Origin of the sequence: Neobacillus vireti (assembly GCF_036962465.1) — a bacterium.
In the GTDB taxonomy this organism is placed as follows: Bacteria; Bacillota; Bacilli; order Bacillales; family Cytobacillaceae; genus Neobacillus; species Neobacillus vireti_B.
Window position 1 is genome coordinate 44571 of sequence record NZ_JBALNF010000067.1, and the last position, 17223, is coordinate 61793.

Genomic DNA, 17223 nt, shown 5'->3' on the forward strand with positions numbered 1-17223 from the left:
CATAGGACTTACTTGTAATCTATTGCGCCATTGTGTTGGATTGTTAAAATGGAGTCAAAATGATAGCGTTTTCGTTTTTGCGATTTTAAGAGAAAGCGGGTATGAGTCAATGAAGAAAACTGCGCATATTATTTCACACTCCCATTGGGACAGAGAATGGTATTTGCCTTTTGAAAAGCACCGTTATTACTTCATTAAGCTGATGAATGAAATGATTGCTCAGTTTAAAGAAGAAGGAAATGCCTTTCAAGCGTTCCATCTTGATGGCCAAACTGTTCTTTTGGAAGATTATTTTGCGGTTCATCCAGAAAATCGGGAAATTGTTAAACAATTAATTGAAGAAAAAAAGCTGTATATCGGACCATGGTATGTGCTCCAGGATGCTTTTTTAACAAGTTCTGAAGCAAATGTCCGAAACCTGCAAATTGGTTTACATGATAGCAAAGCCTATGGGCATGTATCAAAAATTGGCTATTTTCCTGATACCTTTGGCATTTATGGGCAGGCACCTCAGCTGTTAAAGCAAGCGGGGATTGATACGGCTGCTTTTGGAAGGGGTGTCAAACCGACCGGTTTTAATAACACCGTGTCAGATGCTCCCGAATATGAATCACCTTATTCCGAGATGATTTGGTCAGCACCAGACGGCTCCACTGTATTGGGGATTCTTTTTGCGAATTGGTACTCCAACGGTAATGAAATCCCGGTAGACGATGTGGAAGCCAAAAAATTCTGGGATCAAAAGCTGCGTGATGCAGAAAAATATGCGTCTACCAATCAGTTATTGTTTATGAACGGATGTGACCACCAGCCGCTGCAAAAAACGATTCCGCAGGCGATTGAAACCGCATCTCGTTTGTATCCAGATTACACCTTTAAGCATTCAAGCTTTGATGAATATACAGAGGCATTAAAAGCAGCTCTTCCTGAGAAGCTCCAGGTTATTGAAGGCGAGTTGCGCAATCAGCGGACCGATGGCTGGTCGACGCTAGTCAATACCGCATCGAGCCGGATTTATTTGAAGCAATGGAACAATCACTGTCAAACCCTCTTGGAGAAAATCGCCGAACCGCTCGCTAGCATGGGCTTTTTAGCAGGCGGAGCCTACCCAAGAGAATATCTCCGCTTCATGTGGAAATCCCTGATGAAAAACCATCCGCATGACAGCATTTGCGGCTGCAGCGTGGATGAGGTGCACCGTGAAATGGTGACCCGCTTTGAAACGGTTTCGCAAATGGGCGAGGTGTTTGTCCAGGAACAGGCAGCAGCGCTTGCCGAAAAAATCGATACCTCGGGTGCACCAGAGGGCGGAATACCCCTTGTGGTTATGAATACAACAGGATGGAACAAAAACGAAGTCGTCACAAAAATAGTCGATCTGGAGAAGGTGTACTTTTCCCAGATGCATTTTGAGCAAATCCCGGCACATTTACAGGAAAGAGAGATGCAAGCCTACAAGCTGGTGGATGTAGCTGGCAAGATCATTGAATCTGAGCTGGAAAACCCAGTAGTTGAGTTTGGCTATGATTTACCGGAAGACAAATTCCGCCAGTCGTTTTTTGCCAAACGGGCTAAGCTAAGCTTCTTTGCAGAAGATATCCCCGCATTTGGTTACAAAACGTTCTATCTTGTTCCGTGTCAGGAGTCTGCCGGCCAGCTTAAAGATCATTCGGCCGATGATAGTCTGGTCATGGAAAATGAATATGTACGCATCCAGTTTCATGAGGATGGCACCTATGATCTTACGAATAAAGCGGACAGCAAGACCTTCTATCATCTCGGAATCTACGAGGACACAGGGGATGTTGGAAATGAATATATGTTCAAGGAAGCAGAAGGACAGGATCCGATTACAACAAAGGGTATACCGGCCGAATTTCGGTTCATTGAAAAAACACCACTAAGGACAGAGCTTGAATTTACACATACCCTAACCATCCCGGTATCAGCGGACGATCAATTAGCGGACGAACGGAATCGCTTGATTTGGCACAAGGAAAGAAGGTCGGGCCGATCATCTGAAACTTGCGTCCTCACGCTCCGTACCGTTGTAACTCTTGAAAAAGGAATGAAGGGTCCTGCTTTTAAACTGACCATTGACAATCAAGCGGCCGATCATCGTCTGCGTGTTCTGTTCCCAACCGGATTGCAAACGGAAAAACATCAGGCGGACAGTGCTTTTGAGATTGCGAACCGCCCGAATGCGCCGGAAAAAGAATGGGAGAATCCTAGCTTCTGTCATCATCAGCAGCGCTTCTCGAGCCTTGCAGACGACAAAATCGGCTTAACGGTAGCCACGGATGGTCTTCAGGAATATGAAATCCTGCCAGCAGATGGAACGATTGCCCTTACTGTCCTTCGTTCCACTGCAGAGCTTGGCGACTGGGGTTACTTCCCGACACCAGAGGCCCAGTGCCAAGGGATCCAGACAGCCGAGTGGCAGGTGTTCATGCATGAAGAGGATGTGGTTACGTCAAAAGCATTTGTGGATGCTTATCAATATAAAGTGCCGCTTCAGGCGATCCAGACAAGCGCTCATGAAGGTACATTGCCAGCTGTCCATCAGTTTGTCGAGTGGGAGTCTGAGGGCCTTGCGTGGTCATCTATGAAAGTGGCGGAAGAATGTGATGACGTGATGATCCGCTGGTTTAATCCTGCGCCAGAAAGTCTTAGCCTTAAAGCATCAATACCAGATTTTTCAACTTACAAGAGTACGATACTTGAAGTACAAACCAATGAGTCTAGCGATCAGTATGATGTGGCTGGCTATGAAATTATTACACTAGGTTTTCAACCAAAAAGATAGATAGGAGAGGGAAAAATGACAGCCGTAATTCCAAAATCGATGCAAAAATTAATCCAGCATGTGAAGGAATATTTTCCTGGGGATGAAAAATTACACCGTATGTTTGAACAATGCTTTGTTAACACGTATACAACGACGTTGAAAAAATTAGAGGATGGAAAAACATTTGTCGTCACTGGAGACATCCCAGCGATGTGGTTAAGAGACTCTGCTGCCCAAGTACGCCCTTATTTGATTGCGGCAGAAGAGGATGTAGAACTGGCCGATTTACTAGAAGGGGTCATTCGCCAGCAATTTGCGTTTATCTTACATGATCCTTATGCCAATGCATTTAATGAAACGGCTAACGGCAGGGGGCATCAAAGTGATCTTACCAAAATGACACCCCATATTTGGGAACGGAAATATGAAATTGACTCCTTATGCTATCCAATCCAGCTTGCCTATCTATTTTGGAAGTCAACAGGACGTACAGCTTATATAAAAGAAATGTTCCAAGAAGTGCTCGAGACGATTATCCAGGTTTGGAGAACGGAGCAGGATCATGAAAAAAAATCCCCATACAGGTTTGAACGGGCCAAAGTACGCCAATCGGATACCTTAATCCGCCAAGGAAAAGGGGGGCGTGTGGTCCCAACCGGAATGACCTGGAGTGCGTTCCGTCCAAGTGATGATGCCTGCACCTACGGATACCTCGTTCCAGCCAATATGTTTGCCGTCGCGGTATTAGGGTATGCGGCTGAAATGTGTGATGAGGTGTTAAAGGATTCTTTGTTAAAAGAAGAATGCTTAACGCTTCGTGAGGAAATCAGGCAGGGAATTGAACAGTATGCGAAATTGGAACACCCGATTTATGGCGAGATGTATGTCTATGAAACAGATGGGGAAGGCCGAAGCCAGTTAATGGATGATGCCAATGTTCCAAGTTTGCTGGCGGCCCCTTATTTAGGGTACCTGCCATTTGATGATCGGACGTATATCCATACACGAAAGTTTCTTTTGAGCAGGGATAATCCGTACTATTACGAAGGGAAGTATGCCAAGGGCATCGGCAGCCCGCATACGCCAGACCACTACATTTGGCATATCGCCCTGGCCATCCAAGGGATGACCTCGACGAGTGAAGCGGAAAAAGAGCAGATCTTAGCTTATTTTAAAAACACAGATGGCGGTACAAATGTTATGCATGAAGGTTTTAACGCTGACGGCCCTGAGGAATTTACAAGGGACTGGTTTGCATGGGCGAATACGATGTTTAGTGAATTCGTGCTAAGTCTGACAGGGAAAGCAGTCAAAGGCAGTCCCCTTCATCAACAATTATTGAAAATTAATCAAGCGTAGGTTCATTTTGATCGACGATTCGAAAGGCTGGTGCCGTTATGGAAAAAAGTTCAAGGATCATCGGTGTTTGTGAGTGGATCTGGAGGGCAATCACAGCAAATGTATGCTGGATTGTCTTTACCGCCTTGGGATTAGGGGTGTTTGGCTTTTTCCCTGCCACTGTGGCCCTTTTTACGATTGTCCGGAGATGGCTGCGGAAGGATACCGATCTCGCTGTTTGGAAGACATTTAAGCAAGTGTATTTTAAAGAATGGAAGCGAAGCAATGGAATAGGCCTTGTTTTTTACGGCATTGGCCTGTTTCTTTTTATCGATATCAGGATTACAGAGGGCTTTTTAACAGGTGTTTTAGGTAGCTTTATATCGCTTATTCTTTACCTTTTAGTGATTGTCCTATTAATGGCGGCAGGCTATTTCTTTGCCATCTATGTCCATTATGAGTATTCCAATAAGGAATATATCAAGCAGTCCTTTTTAATTACATTGACCAGTTTGCCTTTCAGTCTATTGATTGGAATCGGGTTAATGGTGATTGGCTATTTGATTAATCGGTATCCAGGCCTCATCCCGTTTATTTCTGCGGTGGCTCCTGCTTATTGGATGATGAGGATTTGTCTTAGCCGGTTTACTCAATTGGAGAGGGTACATGTTGGTTAGTTTGTGCTGTTGAATGTAGCTGTGATACGAGGTGAGGCGGGGCAATTCCTGAATCGCAACTAATATGAAGGAACTGCCGATAAATACCGCAAAACTGCTGATAAACTCTATAAAACTGCTGATAAATTTCAAAAAACTGCTGATAAACTAAAAAAACCGCTGATAAATCTATCAACCTATTTATTTAGAGTAAAAAAATACTCACATTCACGCCTTTTTGTGTTTAAACATAGCTAAAAAACATCTGCAACACTAAATCGACTACAATCTGGACAAAAACAGGGGGAATTACAAGTGAAACTATCCTTTAAGGGAGACACAACTTCGATAGAGGCTGGACTGAAGCTGCTATCCAAACGATTCAATATTCAGCTTTCTACTGACGGTTATCCGATTCAAGTGAGAAATCACCAAGGGCCGCTAAGGGCTGCAAATAAAAGTGGGCAAGGGGAGATTTCGTTTGAAAGGCCGATTCATTTTTTCCGGGCTTTAGGACTTTGGCTTGAGAATTTTCAAAAAATCACCGAATTCGACTTAACAGAAAATCCTCAGTTTACCATGAGTGGTGTGATGCTCGATGCGTCCAGAAATGCCGTTCCGACCGTTGCGGAAGTAGAGAAGCTGCTCCAGCAGATGGCGGTGATGGGATTAGACACCCTGATGCTCTATACGGAGGACACGTACGAGGTAAAGGAATATCCGTATTTTGGCTATATGCGGGGAAGGTATACGTCAGAGGAGTTACGAGCATGTGATCAATATGCCGCAAATCTCGGGATTGAAATGATCCCTTGTATTCAAACGCTAGGTCACTTAAGGGAGGCACTTAAATGGAATTATGCTCAAAGCTTCAAAGACACAGATGACATCTTACTCGTTGATGAGCCCAAAACGTATGAGTTTTTAGAGAGCTGTCTAAGAGCAGCCTCAGAGCCCTTTCAAACGAAACGGATTCATATTGGCATGGACGAGACCTTCCAGCTTGGCTTAGGTAAGTATTTAGAAAAGCATGGGTTTGAAAACCATGTTGATCTGATGAATCGGCATCTCCAAAAGGTTGTCTCCATTACCGACAGGCTCGGACTGAAACCGATGATTTGGAGTGATATGTATTTCCCGCTGTTTGCAGAAAACAGTCCCTATAAGGATGACAGCGGCAGCATTCGGAAGGATATCTTAGAGGGAATCCCAGATGTGGAGCTTGTTTATTGGAACTATTATCGAAACGAACAAGAAGTATATGAACGGGATTTTCAGAACCATAAGCTTCTCGGTACCTCGCCAATTTTTGCCGGCGGGGCTTGGACATGGAGTGGACTGGCGCCAAACTATGGCAAGGCGATTGCGACAACCGAAGCGGCACTGGCTGCCTGTAAACAGGAAGGAATTAAGGAAATCTTCGTAACCTTGTGGGGGGATAATGGAGCAGAAACACCGTTTGCGGCCGCCTCTCCGATCTTGCAATTGTTTGCCGAGCACACCTACCAAAAAGAAGTGTCGATGGAAATGGTGTCCGAGCGGTTTGAATATTGCTGTGATGGCCATTTTGCCGATTTTATGAAATTGAAATTATTGGATGAAACACCGGGTGTAATGAAAGATAACATGAATTCTTCCATGACGTCGAAGGTGCTGCTCTACCAAGATAGTTTAATCGGTTTATATGATGAGAATATCCGCGGACTTTCCTTAGGGGAGCACTATCAGCGTCTCGTGCCCGTGTTTGAAAAAGCCAAACAGGAGAATCCAGCCTGGGAGAGTTTGTTTGATTTATATGAACAACTGGCGAGGGTTCTGGCTGACAAAGCGGAAATTGGCATTAAAATCACGGAGGCCTACCGGAATAGCAATTATGAGCAAATGAAATCCATTCTTATGACCTTGGATAAAATTAAATCAGATGTGGATCTTTTAAGGAAAAAACATCGAAACGTCTGGTTTGCTGCCTACAAGCCATTTGGCTGGGAAGTGATTGATATTCGTTATGGCGGCATCCTAACTAGGATCGATTCAGCCAAATACCGGATCCAGGATTGGCTTGAGGGAAGGATTTCCCAGTTGGAGGAATTAGAAGAAGAACGCTTGCTGCATGATGGGCCATGGGAATTTGCTGAAGGGCTGATAGGCGGCAATGTCTATCACCGAATCGTCACGGCAGGAAATTTTTCATTATAAAAACTAGTCCTTACGAGGTGAAAATATGTTCTTAACAGAAAGAAAATTTGAAGAGCGCATCAGGGAATTGGAAGGGTACCGGTACCGGGACCTTGTGTCCATCCACCAGCTTTACGTACTGGAAGATGATGGGGCAATCGGCGCCTATCCGCCGGCTGCTTATGATGAACAACAAGTCATGAAAATCGGCAGCTACTGGAAGGGCCGTGATCGCTATATTTGGCTTCATGCCGAGATTGATTCTCATTTGCCTTATGCCGATCAGCAGGTTGTTGGTTTATTTTCATTTGGAAAAACGGGCGGAGGCAATAACTCAGGCTTTGAATCCCTGCTTTTTGTCAATGGTAAACCCTATCAAGGGGTCGATTCTAACCATGAAGAAGTCCTTTTTGATGACCAAACGGCGAAAGGGCCGATTCGCTTGGATTTCAGGCTCTGGTCAGGACTTGAGGGCGGAGGGATTCCGAAAGAAAATGAATTTAAACTGGAAATGGCCGCCATTGGCTGGCTCGACCGCCAGGTAGATAACCTCTATTATACGCTTTTGGCTGCTCATGAGGTGTTAAAAGAAACAAGTGAGTCCGACTCTGCCTATACCATTTTGAAAAAGCTGCTAACAGATGCCCTTCAGTTGATTAATTGGACCAAGCCTGGCAGTCGGGAATTTTATCAGTCCTGTTATGAGGCGGAGGAAAGCTTGACAGAGGCGGTACAGTCCATTCCCAAATCATCCGATATCACTATCCACACCATCGGACATACTCATATTGATGTGGCCTGGCTTTGGCGGTTAAGAAATACAAGGGAGAAATCCGCTCGATCTTTTTCAACGGTCTTGCATCTTATGAAACAATTCCCTGACTATTTATTCTTGCAAACCCAGCCGCAGCTCTATGACTATATCAAAAGTGATTATCCTGAAATTTATGCTCAAATAAAGGAAAGAGTGGCGGAAGGTAAGTGGGAAGCCGGCGGCGCGATGTGGCTTGAGGCCGACTGCAATATTCCGAGCGGCGAATCGCTAGTCCGCCAAATCCTTCATGGGAAAAACTTTTTTAAAGAAGAGTTTGGCGTCGATTGCAAGTATCTATGGCTGCCGGATGTGTTTGGCTACAGCTGGGCCCTGCCGCAAATCTTAAAAAAATCGGGCATCGAAACGATGATGACGACCAAGATTAGTTGGAACCAATATAATCGGATGCCGCATGATACTTTTTACTGGAAGGGAATCGATGGGACGGAGATTTTGACGCATTTTATTACGACTCCAGAGCCATGGAATTCTCCGGACTCTTGGTTCTATACGTACAATGGCTTTATTACTGCGAAAACGGTGAAGGGCACTTGGAAAGGTTATCGTGATAAGGATTTATCCAAGGATTTGCTTCTTTCTTATGGATATGGTGATGGCGGCGGCGGCGTCAACCGTCATATGCTAGAAATGCGCCGCCGATTGGATTCGCTGCCAGGGATGCCGAATGTGAAAACTTCGACAGCTGGGGAATTCTTTGACAAGCTGCATCAAAATGTTTTAGAAGCGGATGGCTATATCCATAAATGGGATGGCGAGCTGTACCTTGAATACCATCGGGGTACGTATACAAGCCAGGCATTTATGAAGAGGATGAACCGAAAATTGGAGCTATTATACAGACGGGCTGAATTCCTTACCACGTGGCTATCAGAAAAGGACCAATGGATCGGAATGGATGAACTGAAAGATGGCTGGAAGATTATTTTGCGTAATCAATTCCATGACATTATCCCCGGCTCCTCCATTCATGAGGTGTATGAGGATGCCAAAGAAGAATACCAAGAGGCGCACGAGTTAGTTCGAAACGTGGAATCCCGTATCATTCAGCATGGTGTGGACCAAGCTGACCGCTCCGTTGTGCTCTTTAACGCGACCCATCAGCAGAGTAAGAGGAACGTGACGGTCCCTCAATTTGCCGATTTTGCTGCTGGTGTTTGGAAGGACAGTAAGGGAGAAATCCTAACCCATCAAAAACGGGATAACGGCTGGCTTATTGAGGTCGACACCCTGCCATCCTTTGGTGCCAAGACTTTATATTTTGAGCCTGTGGGAACCGTTCAGAAAGCGGAATCGAATTTTACCTATCAGGAAGGTAAGTTGGAGACACCGTATTACCTTGTGGAATGGAATGAATTCGGTCAAATGACGTCGCTTTTTGATAAGGAAGCGGGGCGTCAGGTTCTCTCTGAAAACCAAAAGGGGAATATCCTGCAAATTTTCGAAGATAAGCCGCTTGCCCATGATGCTTGGGATATCGATCTTTTTTATCAAGAAAAAATGGAAGAAATCCGCCGGTTAGAGACGTTTGAAGTAGTGGAGAATGGGAAATTGACGTTTACGATTCTTGCCAAGTGGACGTATCACCATTCTGAAATTTCTCAGCGGATGGTATTTTACAAAAATGACCGTCGTATTGATTTTGAAACAACGGTGGATTGGCATGAGAAGAGAAAATTACTAAAGGCTGCTTTCCCAGTGGATATCCGCGCAACCGAGGCTACCTATGATATTCAATATGGAAATGTGAAGCGCCCGACCCATTGGAATACCAGCTGGGATATGGCCAAATTTGAAACCGTTGGCCATCAATGGGCTGACCTGTCAGAGCCGGACTATGGGGTAAGTTTACTGAACGATTCCAAATATGGTTATGACATCAAAGAAAATACGATGAGGATCACTTTATTAAAAGCAGCGATTCATCCGGATCCACAAGCGGATCAGGGAACACATTCGTTTGTGTATTCGCTTTATCCGCATATGGGGGATTGGCGCCAAGCGAAAACGGTGGAGAAAGCATGGGATTTAAACGACCCTGTTTTGGCTGCAAGCGGGAAATGGACTAAAGAGGAGTCATTCTTGGAAATAGATTCGGACCATGTTAGGATTGATGCGATTAAGCCAGCCCATGATGGTAACGGGCTTATCATCCGCCTGCATGAATATGAAGGACGCAGGGGACGTGTGTCTCTCGAGGTTCCAAGAGGGATCACCTCATGGGTGGAGACCAACTTAATGGAAGAGGCAATCGGAGAAGAATCTGCCTCATCGATTGAGGTTGAAATCAAACCGTATGAGATTAAGACTATTAGAGTTTTATAGGTTAAAATGAATCGACTGGGCCGCACCTGGTCGGTTTTTTCTATTATTGATAATTGCTGTAAAAATATCTAAGATTTTTGCACTTAATCCTAAATTAGTCAACTATAAATAGGCTCCTTTTCCCTATAGAATAAGGGTATGGAAGTGCTTACATATAAGTGGGAGGAGGAGAAAGATGAAAAGGATATTCAACGATCTTTATAAAAATCGAGTTTGGCTGCTTATGGTTTTACCAGGAACAATTTGGCTTTTGCTATTTTCCTATTTGCCGATGTTTGGACAAGTATTGGCCTTTAAAAAGTTCCGGATTGACCCCGATGGTTTTTTTGCCAGCGTCATGCACAGTGAATGGGTTGGCCTAGACAATTTCAAATACTTATTTAGTACAAATGACGCATGGATTATAACAAGAAATACCTTACTGTATAATCTGGTCTTTATTGTATTAGGGCTAGTCACTGCAGTAGCGACAGCTATCTTGCTCAGTGAGCTCATCAATAAGAGGCTGTCAAAGGTTTACCAAACTTCTATCTTATTCCCACATTTTATTTCATGGGTTATTGGCAGTTACTTTGTTTTCACTTTCTTAAGTAATGAACACGGTTTGGTAAATAACATTCTTAGCTGGTTCCATGTTGACCCGGTTTCATGGTATAGCGAATCCAAGTATTGGCCGTATATTCTCGTGTTTATGAGCATCTGGAAAGGTGTAGGCTACGGCAGTATCGTTTACTTAGCCTCCATCGTCGGGATTGACCGGAGTTATTATGAAGCGGCAATGATTGATGGCGCTTCCAAGTGGAAGCAGATTAAACATGTTACCTTGCCAATGCTTAAACCGTTAATGATCATCTTAACGATCATGAATATTGGCCGGATCTTCAACTCGGATTTCGGATTGTTTTATCAAGTGCCGAGAGATTCGGGATCCCTTTACGGAGTAACAAATGTTATTGATACATTCGTATACCGCGGTCTTATGAATCTTGGGGATATTGGTATGAGTACGGCAGCAGGTCTCTATCAGTCGCTTGTAGGATTTATCCTTGTTATTATTACGAACTACATTGTCAGAAAAGTGGATGAGGAAAGTGCCTTGTTTTAAGATTCACTTCTTTACGAAGGGAGGAAAAGTCGCCTGGCGGCTAACTTTATGCCAAAACTAGAACAAACCCATTCATCACTTGCTATTTCAAAGTCTGTAGAAGAAATAAAAAGTGGGAAGATAAAGACAACCAGGAAAAAGTATCAAGACCCTCAACATTTGCATCCGGTCGCAAATACCATTGTTGCTGTGCTGCTTGGGATTCTCGCATTCGCGTGTGTCTTTCCTTTTCTCTATGTCATTATTATTTCGTTTACCAATGAAGAAAGTATTGTCAGGAATGGTTTTCAGCTGATCCCGAAGGAATGGAGCATGGATGCTTATCGTTATCTGTGGAGTATGAAGGGTTCCTTTTTCCGCTCTTATGGTGTCACGATTTATATTACCATCTTAGGTACAATTATTAGTGTGTTTATGATTACCTTTTATGCTTACGCAATCTCAAGACCGCAATTTAAATATCGAAGATTTTTCACATTCCTGGCCTTCTTTACGATGCTTTTCAGCGGGGGGCTAGTTCCGACTTACATTGTTGTTACACAATTTTTACATTTGAAAAATTCCATTTGGGCATTGATCCTGCCGCTTGCAATGAATGCGTTTTATATTATTGTCATGAGAACGTTCTTCCTAAAGTCTGTTTCTGAATCGATTTTAGAATCGGCCAGAATAGATGGAGCAAGTGAATGGAGAATTTTCTTCCAGATTATCTTCCCGCTTTCCTTACCGGGAATTGCCACGATTGCCTTGTTTAGTACACTGGGTTATTGGAATGACTGGTTTACCGCCTTACTTTATATTGATAACCCTAATCTGGTACCGCTTCAAGCATTACTCATGAAAATTGAGGCCAATCTCGAATTCATGAGGCAGAATATGGATGTTGCGATCATGCAGACAAGTTTATTTGATACCATCCCGCAAGAAACATCCAAAATGGCTATGGTTGTAATCGCCACCTTACCAATTGCAGTTTCGTACCCGTTCTTCCAAAAGTATTTTATTGGCGGGCTGACAATTGGCGGCGTTAAAGAATAATCAACAGAAAGAGGGGAAAAGAAATGAAGAAGAAGAAACTAGGTATTGTTCTCGCATCCGTTCTGGCAGCGGGAACCCTGCTGTCTGCTTGCAGCAGTAAAGACAGTAGTGCCACATCAGAAAAGGGCGTTAAAGATGCGCCATATGAAATTAAATGGTACACCATCGGAACCCCGCAAAAAGATGCTGACAAAGTATTTGCAGAAGTCAACAAGTACACAAAGAAAAAAATCAATGCCACAGTGAAGATGACGCAAATTGACTGGGGTGATTGGGATCAAAAATCACAAGTCATGATCAATTCAGGGGAATCTTTTGACCTTATTTTTACTAATGGAACCTCCTACGTTCAAAATGCTCAAAAGGGTGCATTCCTCGCCATTGATGATTTGTTAAATAATGAAGGCAAAGCACTTAAAGACGTGATTAATCCTGACCTATTGGAAGGAAATAAGGTAGATGGAAAACTATATGGTATTCCTGCTAACAAAGAGGTTGCCAGACAAGATGTGTATACGTTTAACAAACGCCTTGTAGATAAATACCACTTTGATCTTTCCAAGGTAAAAACATTACAAGACCTTGAGCCAATGTTGAAAACCATTAAAGAAAATGAACCTAAAATTACACCAATGGCAACCTTTAAAGCACCACTTCGCTTTGACTATGTATTCAATAATGAAATGCCTGCAGCCTTCCCATTTGATGGTCAAACAGACAAAGTAATTAATCCATTTGACACAGATGCTGCCATGCAACAATTTAAAACAATGCGCAAGTATTATAAAGCCGGTTATCTCAAAGAAGATGCCGCAACAAGCAAAGACAGCTGGCCGATGGATGTAGAAAACTGGTTTGTCCGTATGGGTGGTTCCCAGCCATATGCTGATTTACTCTGGTCTCGTTCTGCTAAGTATCAACTAGTATCTGTTCCTGCTGAGCAGCCAACGATTATCAATGATTCTGTTTCTGGTTCTATTCAAGCGATTTCCGCCACATCGAAAAATCCGAAAAAAGTCATGCAATTTTTAACATTGCTTAACACTGACCCATATCTTCGCAACCTAGTTGATAAAGGAATTGAAGGCACACATTACAAGAAGAATTCTGACGGTACCATTGAAGACCTGCCTGCACGTATCGACGGCTATAACATGCCATCGTACTCTTTAGGAAACCACTTTATCTTGTATCTATATAAAGACGATCCAAAGGATAAATGGGACAAATTCAAGGAATTTAACGCATCTGCTGTAAAGGCACCGTCACTTGGTTTCAAATTTAATAGTGATTCAGTTCGTTCCGAGCTTGCTGCGATTACCAACATTTCGAAAGAGTTTTATCCAGCATTGGCTACAGGTTCCGTTGACCCAGAAGAGTACCTGCCAAAATTCAATAAAAAGCTGAAAGAAGCTGGACTTGACAAGGTATTAAAAGAAATTCAAAAGCAATATGATGAGTGGAAAAGTACACAAAAATAAAAAAGATAGAATCAAGCTGGGTGATCTATTCCAGCTTGATTTTATTTTAAGAATTGGATTTATTTACCTAGAACGGCAAGGGAAGTTATCTCGTCTTCGATCCTTTCCACTGTGTTACACTTGAACTGAAAAAATATGCAAGCCTTGAGGGATTGGAAATGAATTTGAAACTATACAGCCGTTTTCATCAAAAAATATTTAATAAGCTTTTTTTAACCTCCTCCATCACGATTATTGTAACGGTGATCATCTTGATCGTGACTATTACAAACTATTATTCTGATATCATTATTCAGAAGGAAGTCAATGTTAATACAAGAACGATGGAACGGGTAGAGGATTACTTTTCTACCAAAGATTCAGTTATTAATAAAGCAGTCAGGGATATTTACGTTCAAGGGGATTTGATTGATGATATTTCCTTTGCGCTCCATAATGGCTATGGGAAATATTTAGAATACCGTCTTGATCGATTTACAGAGGATCACTCGTATTTTCCTAGCAATCTTGATACCTATTTTAATGGTTTTTTTAGTCAAGATAGTGATATTAATGCCATTAGTTTACGTTCACTAGATAATGATGGAATTGAATATTTACTCATCAATAACTATCTTCGATGGAACAATAGTATCGTTGACACGAAAGCGCAGTCAAATGCGGTTATGCAGGAAGGGAGCACTAATCTAAATGGAACCGGACTGCCAAAAAGGCGGAAATTAAAAGATACCATCACCAAAAAGGTGGTTATTAATAATCCGGTCACGCTTGAGAAACTAGGGGAGATCTCCGTCTATTACTCTACTGAACGGTTAAATAAAATGGTCAAAAGAGATGAAGGGGCACCGGCTTCCTTCTTTATACTTGATTCAGACGGCAAAATTGTTTATACGCATAATGAGGGTGTTCCTCTTGCTTTGATCCATCAAGTCAAACAAGAAACGAATGAAACAAAGATTAAGTATAAATCTGAAAAATATTATATCAATACCATTGCCAGCAAGGGTGATTATACGTTTGTCAGTGTGATTACGGATCAAGGGTGGCGCAAGCTATCGATTGTCAGGGGAACCATGTGGGTCGTGATCACTTTCCTTATCCTAGCGGCCATTTTGCTGTCTTATTCGTTTATGCAAAATTATTCAAGACGTATAAATAAGATTGTTGCGACGATTCGCCAAGTGGAAAAGGGGAACCTGGATGCACGGATTCCCGAATCCAAACATGAAGATGAATTATCGAGTATCGCCTCTAACATGAATTCCATGCTCAACGAATTGAATAATTACATTGAGCAATTTTACAAGCTCAATATGAAGCAGCAGCAAGCTGAATTAAAAGCACTTCAAGCGCAAATCGACCCCCATTTCTTATTTAATACGCTTGAAGCCATCCGAATGGTAGCTGTCTTGGAGGGCTCCAAAACGTCCAGTAAGATGATTTTCCATTTATCAAAATTGTTTCGCTACTCGTTGGAATCAAAAGATATCGTAGCGTTCTATACCGAAATGGAATATGTCAAACAATATTTAACATTAATGCAATTTAAACACCCGGATAAACTGCAGGTTCATATTGATATTCCAGAGGAGATCGAACAAATCCCTGTTCAAAAATTGGTTCTTCAGCCGATTATTGAGAATTACTTTATTCATGGTTTTAAAAAGAATCGGTCCGATAATGAATTAAACATTTATGCGGCCAATCTTGGTGAAAAAATCGAAATTTGTATAGAAGATAACGGTAAAGGTATGTCTGAAGATGAACTGGCCAAAATTGTCCAACATATTAATGGTGAAGAGGGCGATGAAATGAAATCAATAGGATTAAGAAATATCCATCAACGTTTGAAACTCAAGTATGGGGACCAGTTTGGGCTCTCGGTAAAAAGCAGCAAAGACACTGGAACAAGGGTCACTTTGTCCATTCCAGTGCAGGGGCTTTACCATGTTTAAGGTGCTATTGGCTGATGATGAACCCATCATCACAAAAGGACTGGCGGCCATCTTGGATTGGGAAGATTATGGATTTGAAGTCGTCCATACAGCAGAAAGCGGGGAGGAAGCGCTCTCCTATATTAAGAAATATCCGATCGATATCCTCATTACGGATATATTGATGGGGGAAATGTCCGGCTTAGACTTGATACAAGAAGTAAATAGCATCCGGCCTGAGACCAAAAGTATGGTTTTAACAGGATATCAAGAGTTTGATTTTATCAAGCGAGGGTTGTTATTAGGAATTGAAAATTATTTGGTAAAGCCTGTGGATGAAGAGGAATTATTGAAAACGCTTCAAGTTCTTGGACAAAAATTAAAGGCTGAAGCGGCAGGCAGCAAGACACAGGAAACAGCCACCCTGCTGGACAATACTTTATGGAGCTATCTAAATGGCGAAATGGACAGGCATAACTGCCTCGAAAGATTGGCCTTATACCAAATCAAATTTAACCAGACAATGTACGCAGTTTCAATCCTAACTATTGAACATTACCACAATCCAGAGGTTGTAAATGGTGTCAGGCACCATATTGAAGAGCAATACTCGGCGTTATGTTTCTATAGTCCTAATCAAGAGATTGTGATTTTTTTCGGCGGTGCGAGTGAAGAGGAGCTGGAAAGGCAGCATCAAAGCCTTGTGGATGATCTCCGCAATGAACAAAGAAGGACAGGCTTATTCTATTTGGCGATGGGAAAGCCCGTCTGTACGATGGATGAATTTGAAGAAAGCTTTATGGTGGCTAGGGAACATAGCTCCCTTCAGCTATACTCAGAACCGAATGTGCTCCTGACAGATAAACTAGCAGTCGACCGCCAGGAAGATCTGAAACGTCAGCAGGAGTTCAAGGAAAATATTGTAAAGCAGCTCATGAATGAGGAGGAAGAATCATTAAAATTGATTGATTTGTTCTTTAAGGGACTAACAGAAAAATCAACAATCATCTCCCCTCATGTGGCAAAAAAATATACTTTTGATTTAATTTCCTATATTCATTATTCCCTGCAGCCGGATGACCTTTCGCTTTACACCGCTGTCGTTGAACGGATTGTTTATTGCTCGGATATCGGGCAGATGAGGACCATCTTGACTGAATATTGCTATGAGCTAATCTTGACCATTCACAATCATGTTCATTTGCGAAGCCCAATTGTACAGAATGTGCTCCAGTACATCCATGCCCACTATGACCAGGGGCTGTCCTTAAAAACATTGGGGCAGCAGTTCCATGTCAATGCCATTTATCTCGGGCAGTTGTTTCAAAAGGAAGTAGGGGTTGTCTTTTCAGAATATCTTAATCGCTACCGATTAGAGAAAGCAAAGGAATTACTGAAAACCACCCATTATCGAGCAGGGGATATAGGAAAAAAGGTCGGGTATTCAGACACTACTTACTTTTATAAACAATTCAAGAAAATCATTGGCACGACACCGAGTGAGTGGAGGAAAATTTAATCGTGGATTACCATTTAATAGAGAGAAGCGGT

At 42.6% G+C, this 17223-nt stretch carries 10 protein-coding genes; all 10 read left to right on the forward strand.

All coding sequences use genetic code 11. From position 1 onward, the window contains the following. Nucleotides 1-109 precede the first annotated feature (109 nt). The 10 genes from V7077_RS24040 to V7077_RS24085 all read left to right on the forward strand — a co-directional run bounded on the left by V7077_RS24040 (nt 110) and on the right by V7077_RS24085 (nt 17191). Nucleotides 110-2806, forward strand: a complete 2697-nt coding sequence (locus tag V7077_RS24040) for an alpha-mannosidase (RefSeq protein WP_335506653.1) — start codon at nt 110-112, stop codon at nt 2804-2806. A 15-nt stretch (nt 2807-2821) separates the two neighbouring features. Then, on the forward strand, nt 2822-4147 hold the full coding sequence (locus V7077_RS24045) for a glycoside hydrolase family 125 protein (protein ID WP_335506655.1): 1326 nt from the start codon (nt 2822-2824) through the stop codon (nt 4145-4147). A 38-nt stretch (nt 4148-4185) separates the two neighbouring features. Further along, nucleotides 4186-4803: a YesL family protein gene (locus tag V7077_RS24050; RefSeq protein ID WP_335506657.1), complete on the forward strand. Its 618-nt coding sequence runs from the start codon at nt 4186-4188 to the stop codon at nt 4801-4803. Nucleotides 4804-5097: 294 nt separating this feature from the next. Then, nucleotides 5098-6978, forward strand: coding sequence for a beta-N-acetylhexosaminidase (locus V7077_RS24055; RefSeq protein ID WP_335506658.1), 1881 nt, complete (start codon nt 5098-5100; stop codon nt 6976-6978). A 25-nt stretch (nt 6979-7003) separates the two neighbouring features. After that, nucleotides 7004-10114, forward strand: a complete 3111-nt coding sequence (locus tag V7077_RS24060) for an alpha-mannosidase (RefSeq protein WP_335506661.1) — start codon at nt 7004-7006, stop codon at nt 10112-10114. A 175-nt stretch (nt 10115-10289) separates the two neighbouring features. Then, nucleotides 10290-11219, forward strand: a complete 930-nt coding sequence (locus V7077_RS24065; RefSeq protein ID WP_335506663.1) for an ABC transporter permease — start codon at nt 10290-10292, stop codon at nt 11217-11219. 48 nt (nt 11220-11267) lie between these two features. Continuing rightward, nucleotides 11268-12257 (forward strand): carbohydrate ABC transporter permease, encoded by a 990-nt coding sequence (locus V7077_RS24070; protein WP_335506665.1) that lies wholly within the window; start codon nt 11268-11270, stop codon nt 12255-12257. A 23-nt stretch (nt 12258-12280) separates the two neighbouring features. Further along, complete coding sequence (locus V7077_RS24075; protein ID WP_335506667.1) at nt 12281-13738, forward strand: ABC transporter substrate-binding protein; 1458 nt, start codon at nt 12281-12283, stop codon at nt 13736-13738. Nucleotides 13739-13896: 158 nt separating this feature from the next. After that, entirely contained in the window at nt 13897-15693 is a 1797-nt protein-coding gene (locus tag V7077_RS24080) for a sensor histidine kinase (RefSeq protein WP_335506669.1), read from the forward strand. Beyond that, complete coding sequence (locus tag V7077_RS24085) at nt 15686-17191, forward strand: response regulator transcription factor (protein ID WP_335506671.1); 1506 nt, start codon at nt 15686-15688, stop codon at nt 17189-17191. The genes V7077_RS24080 and V7077_RS24085 overlap by 8 nt, the downstream gene beginning before the upstream one ends. The last annotated feature ends 32 nt before the right edge of the window (nt 17192-17223 follow it).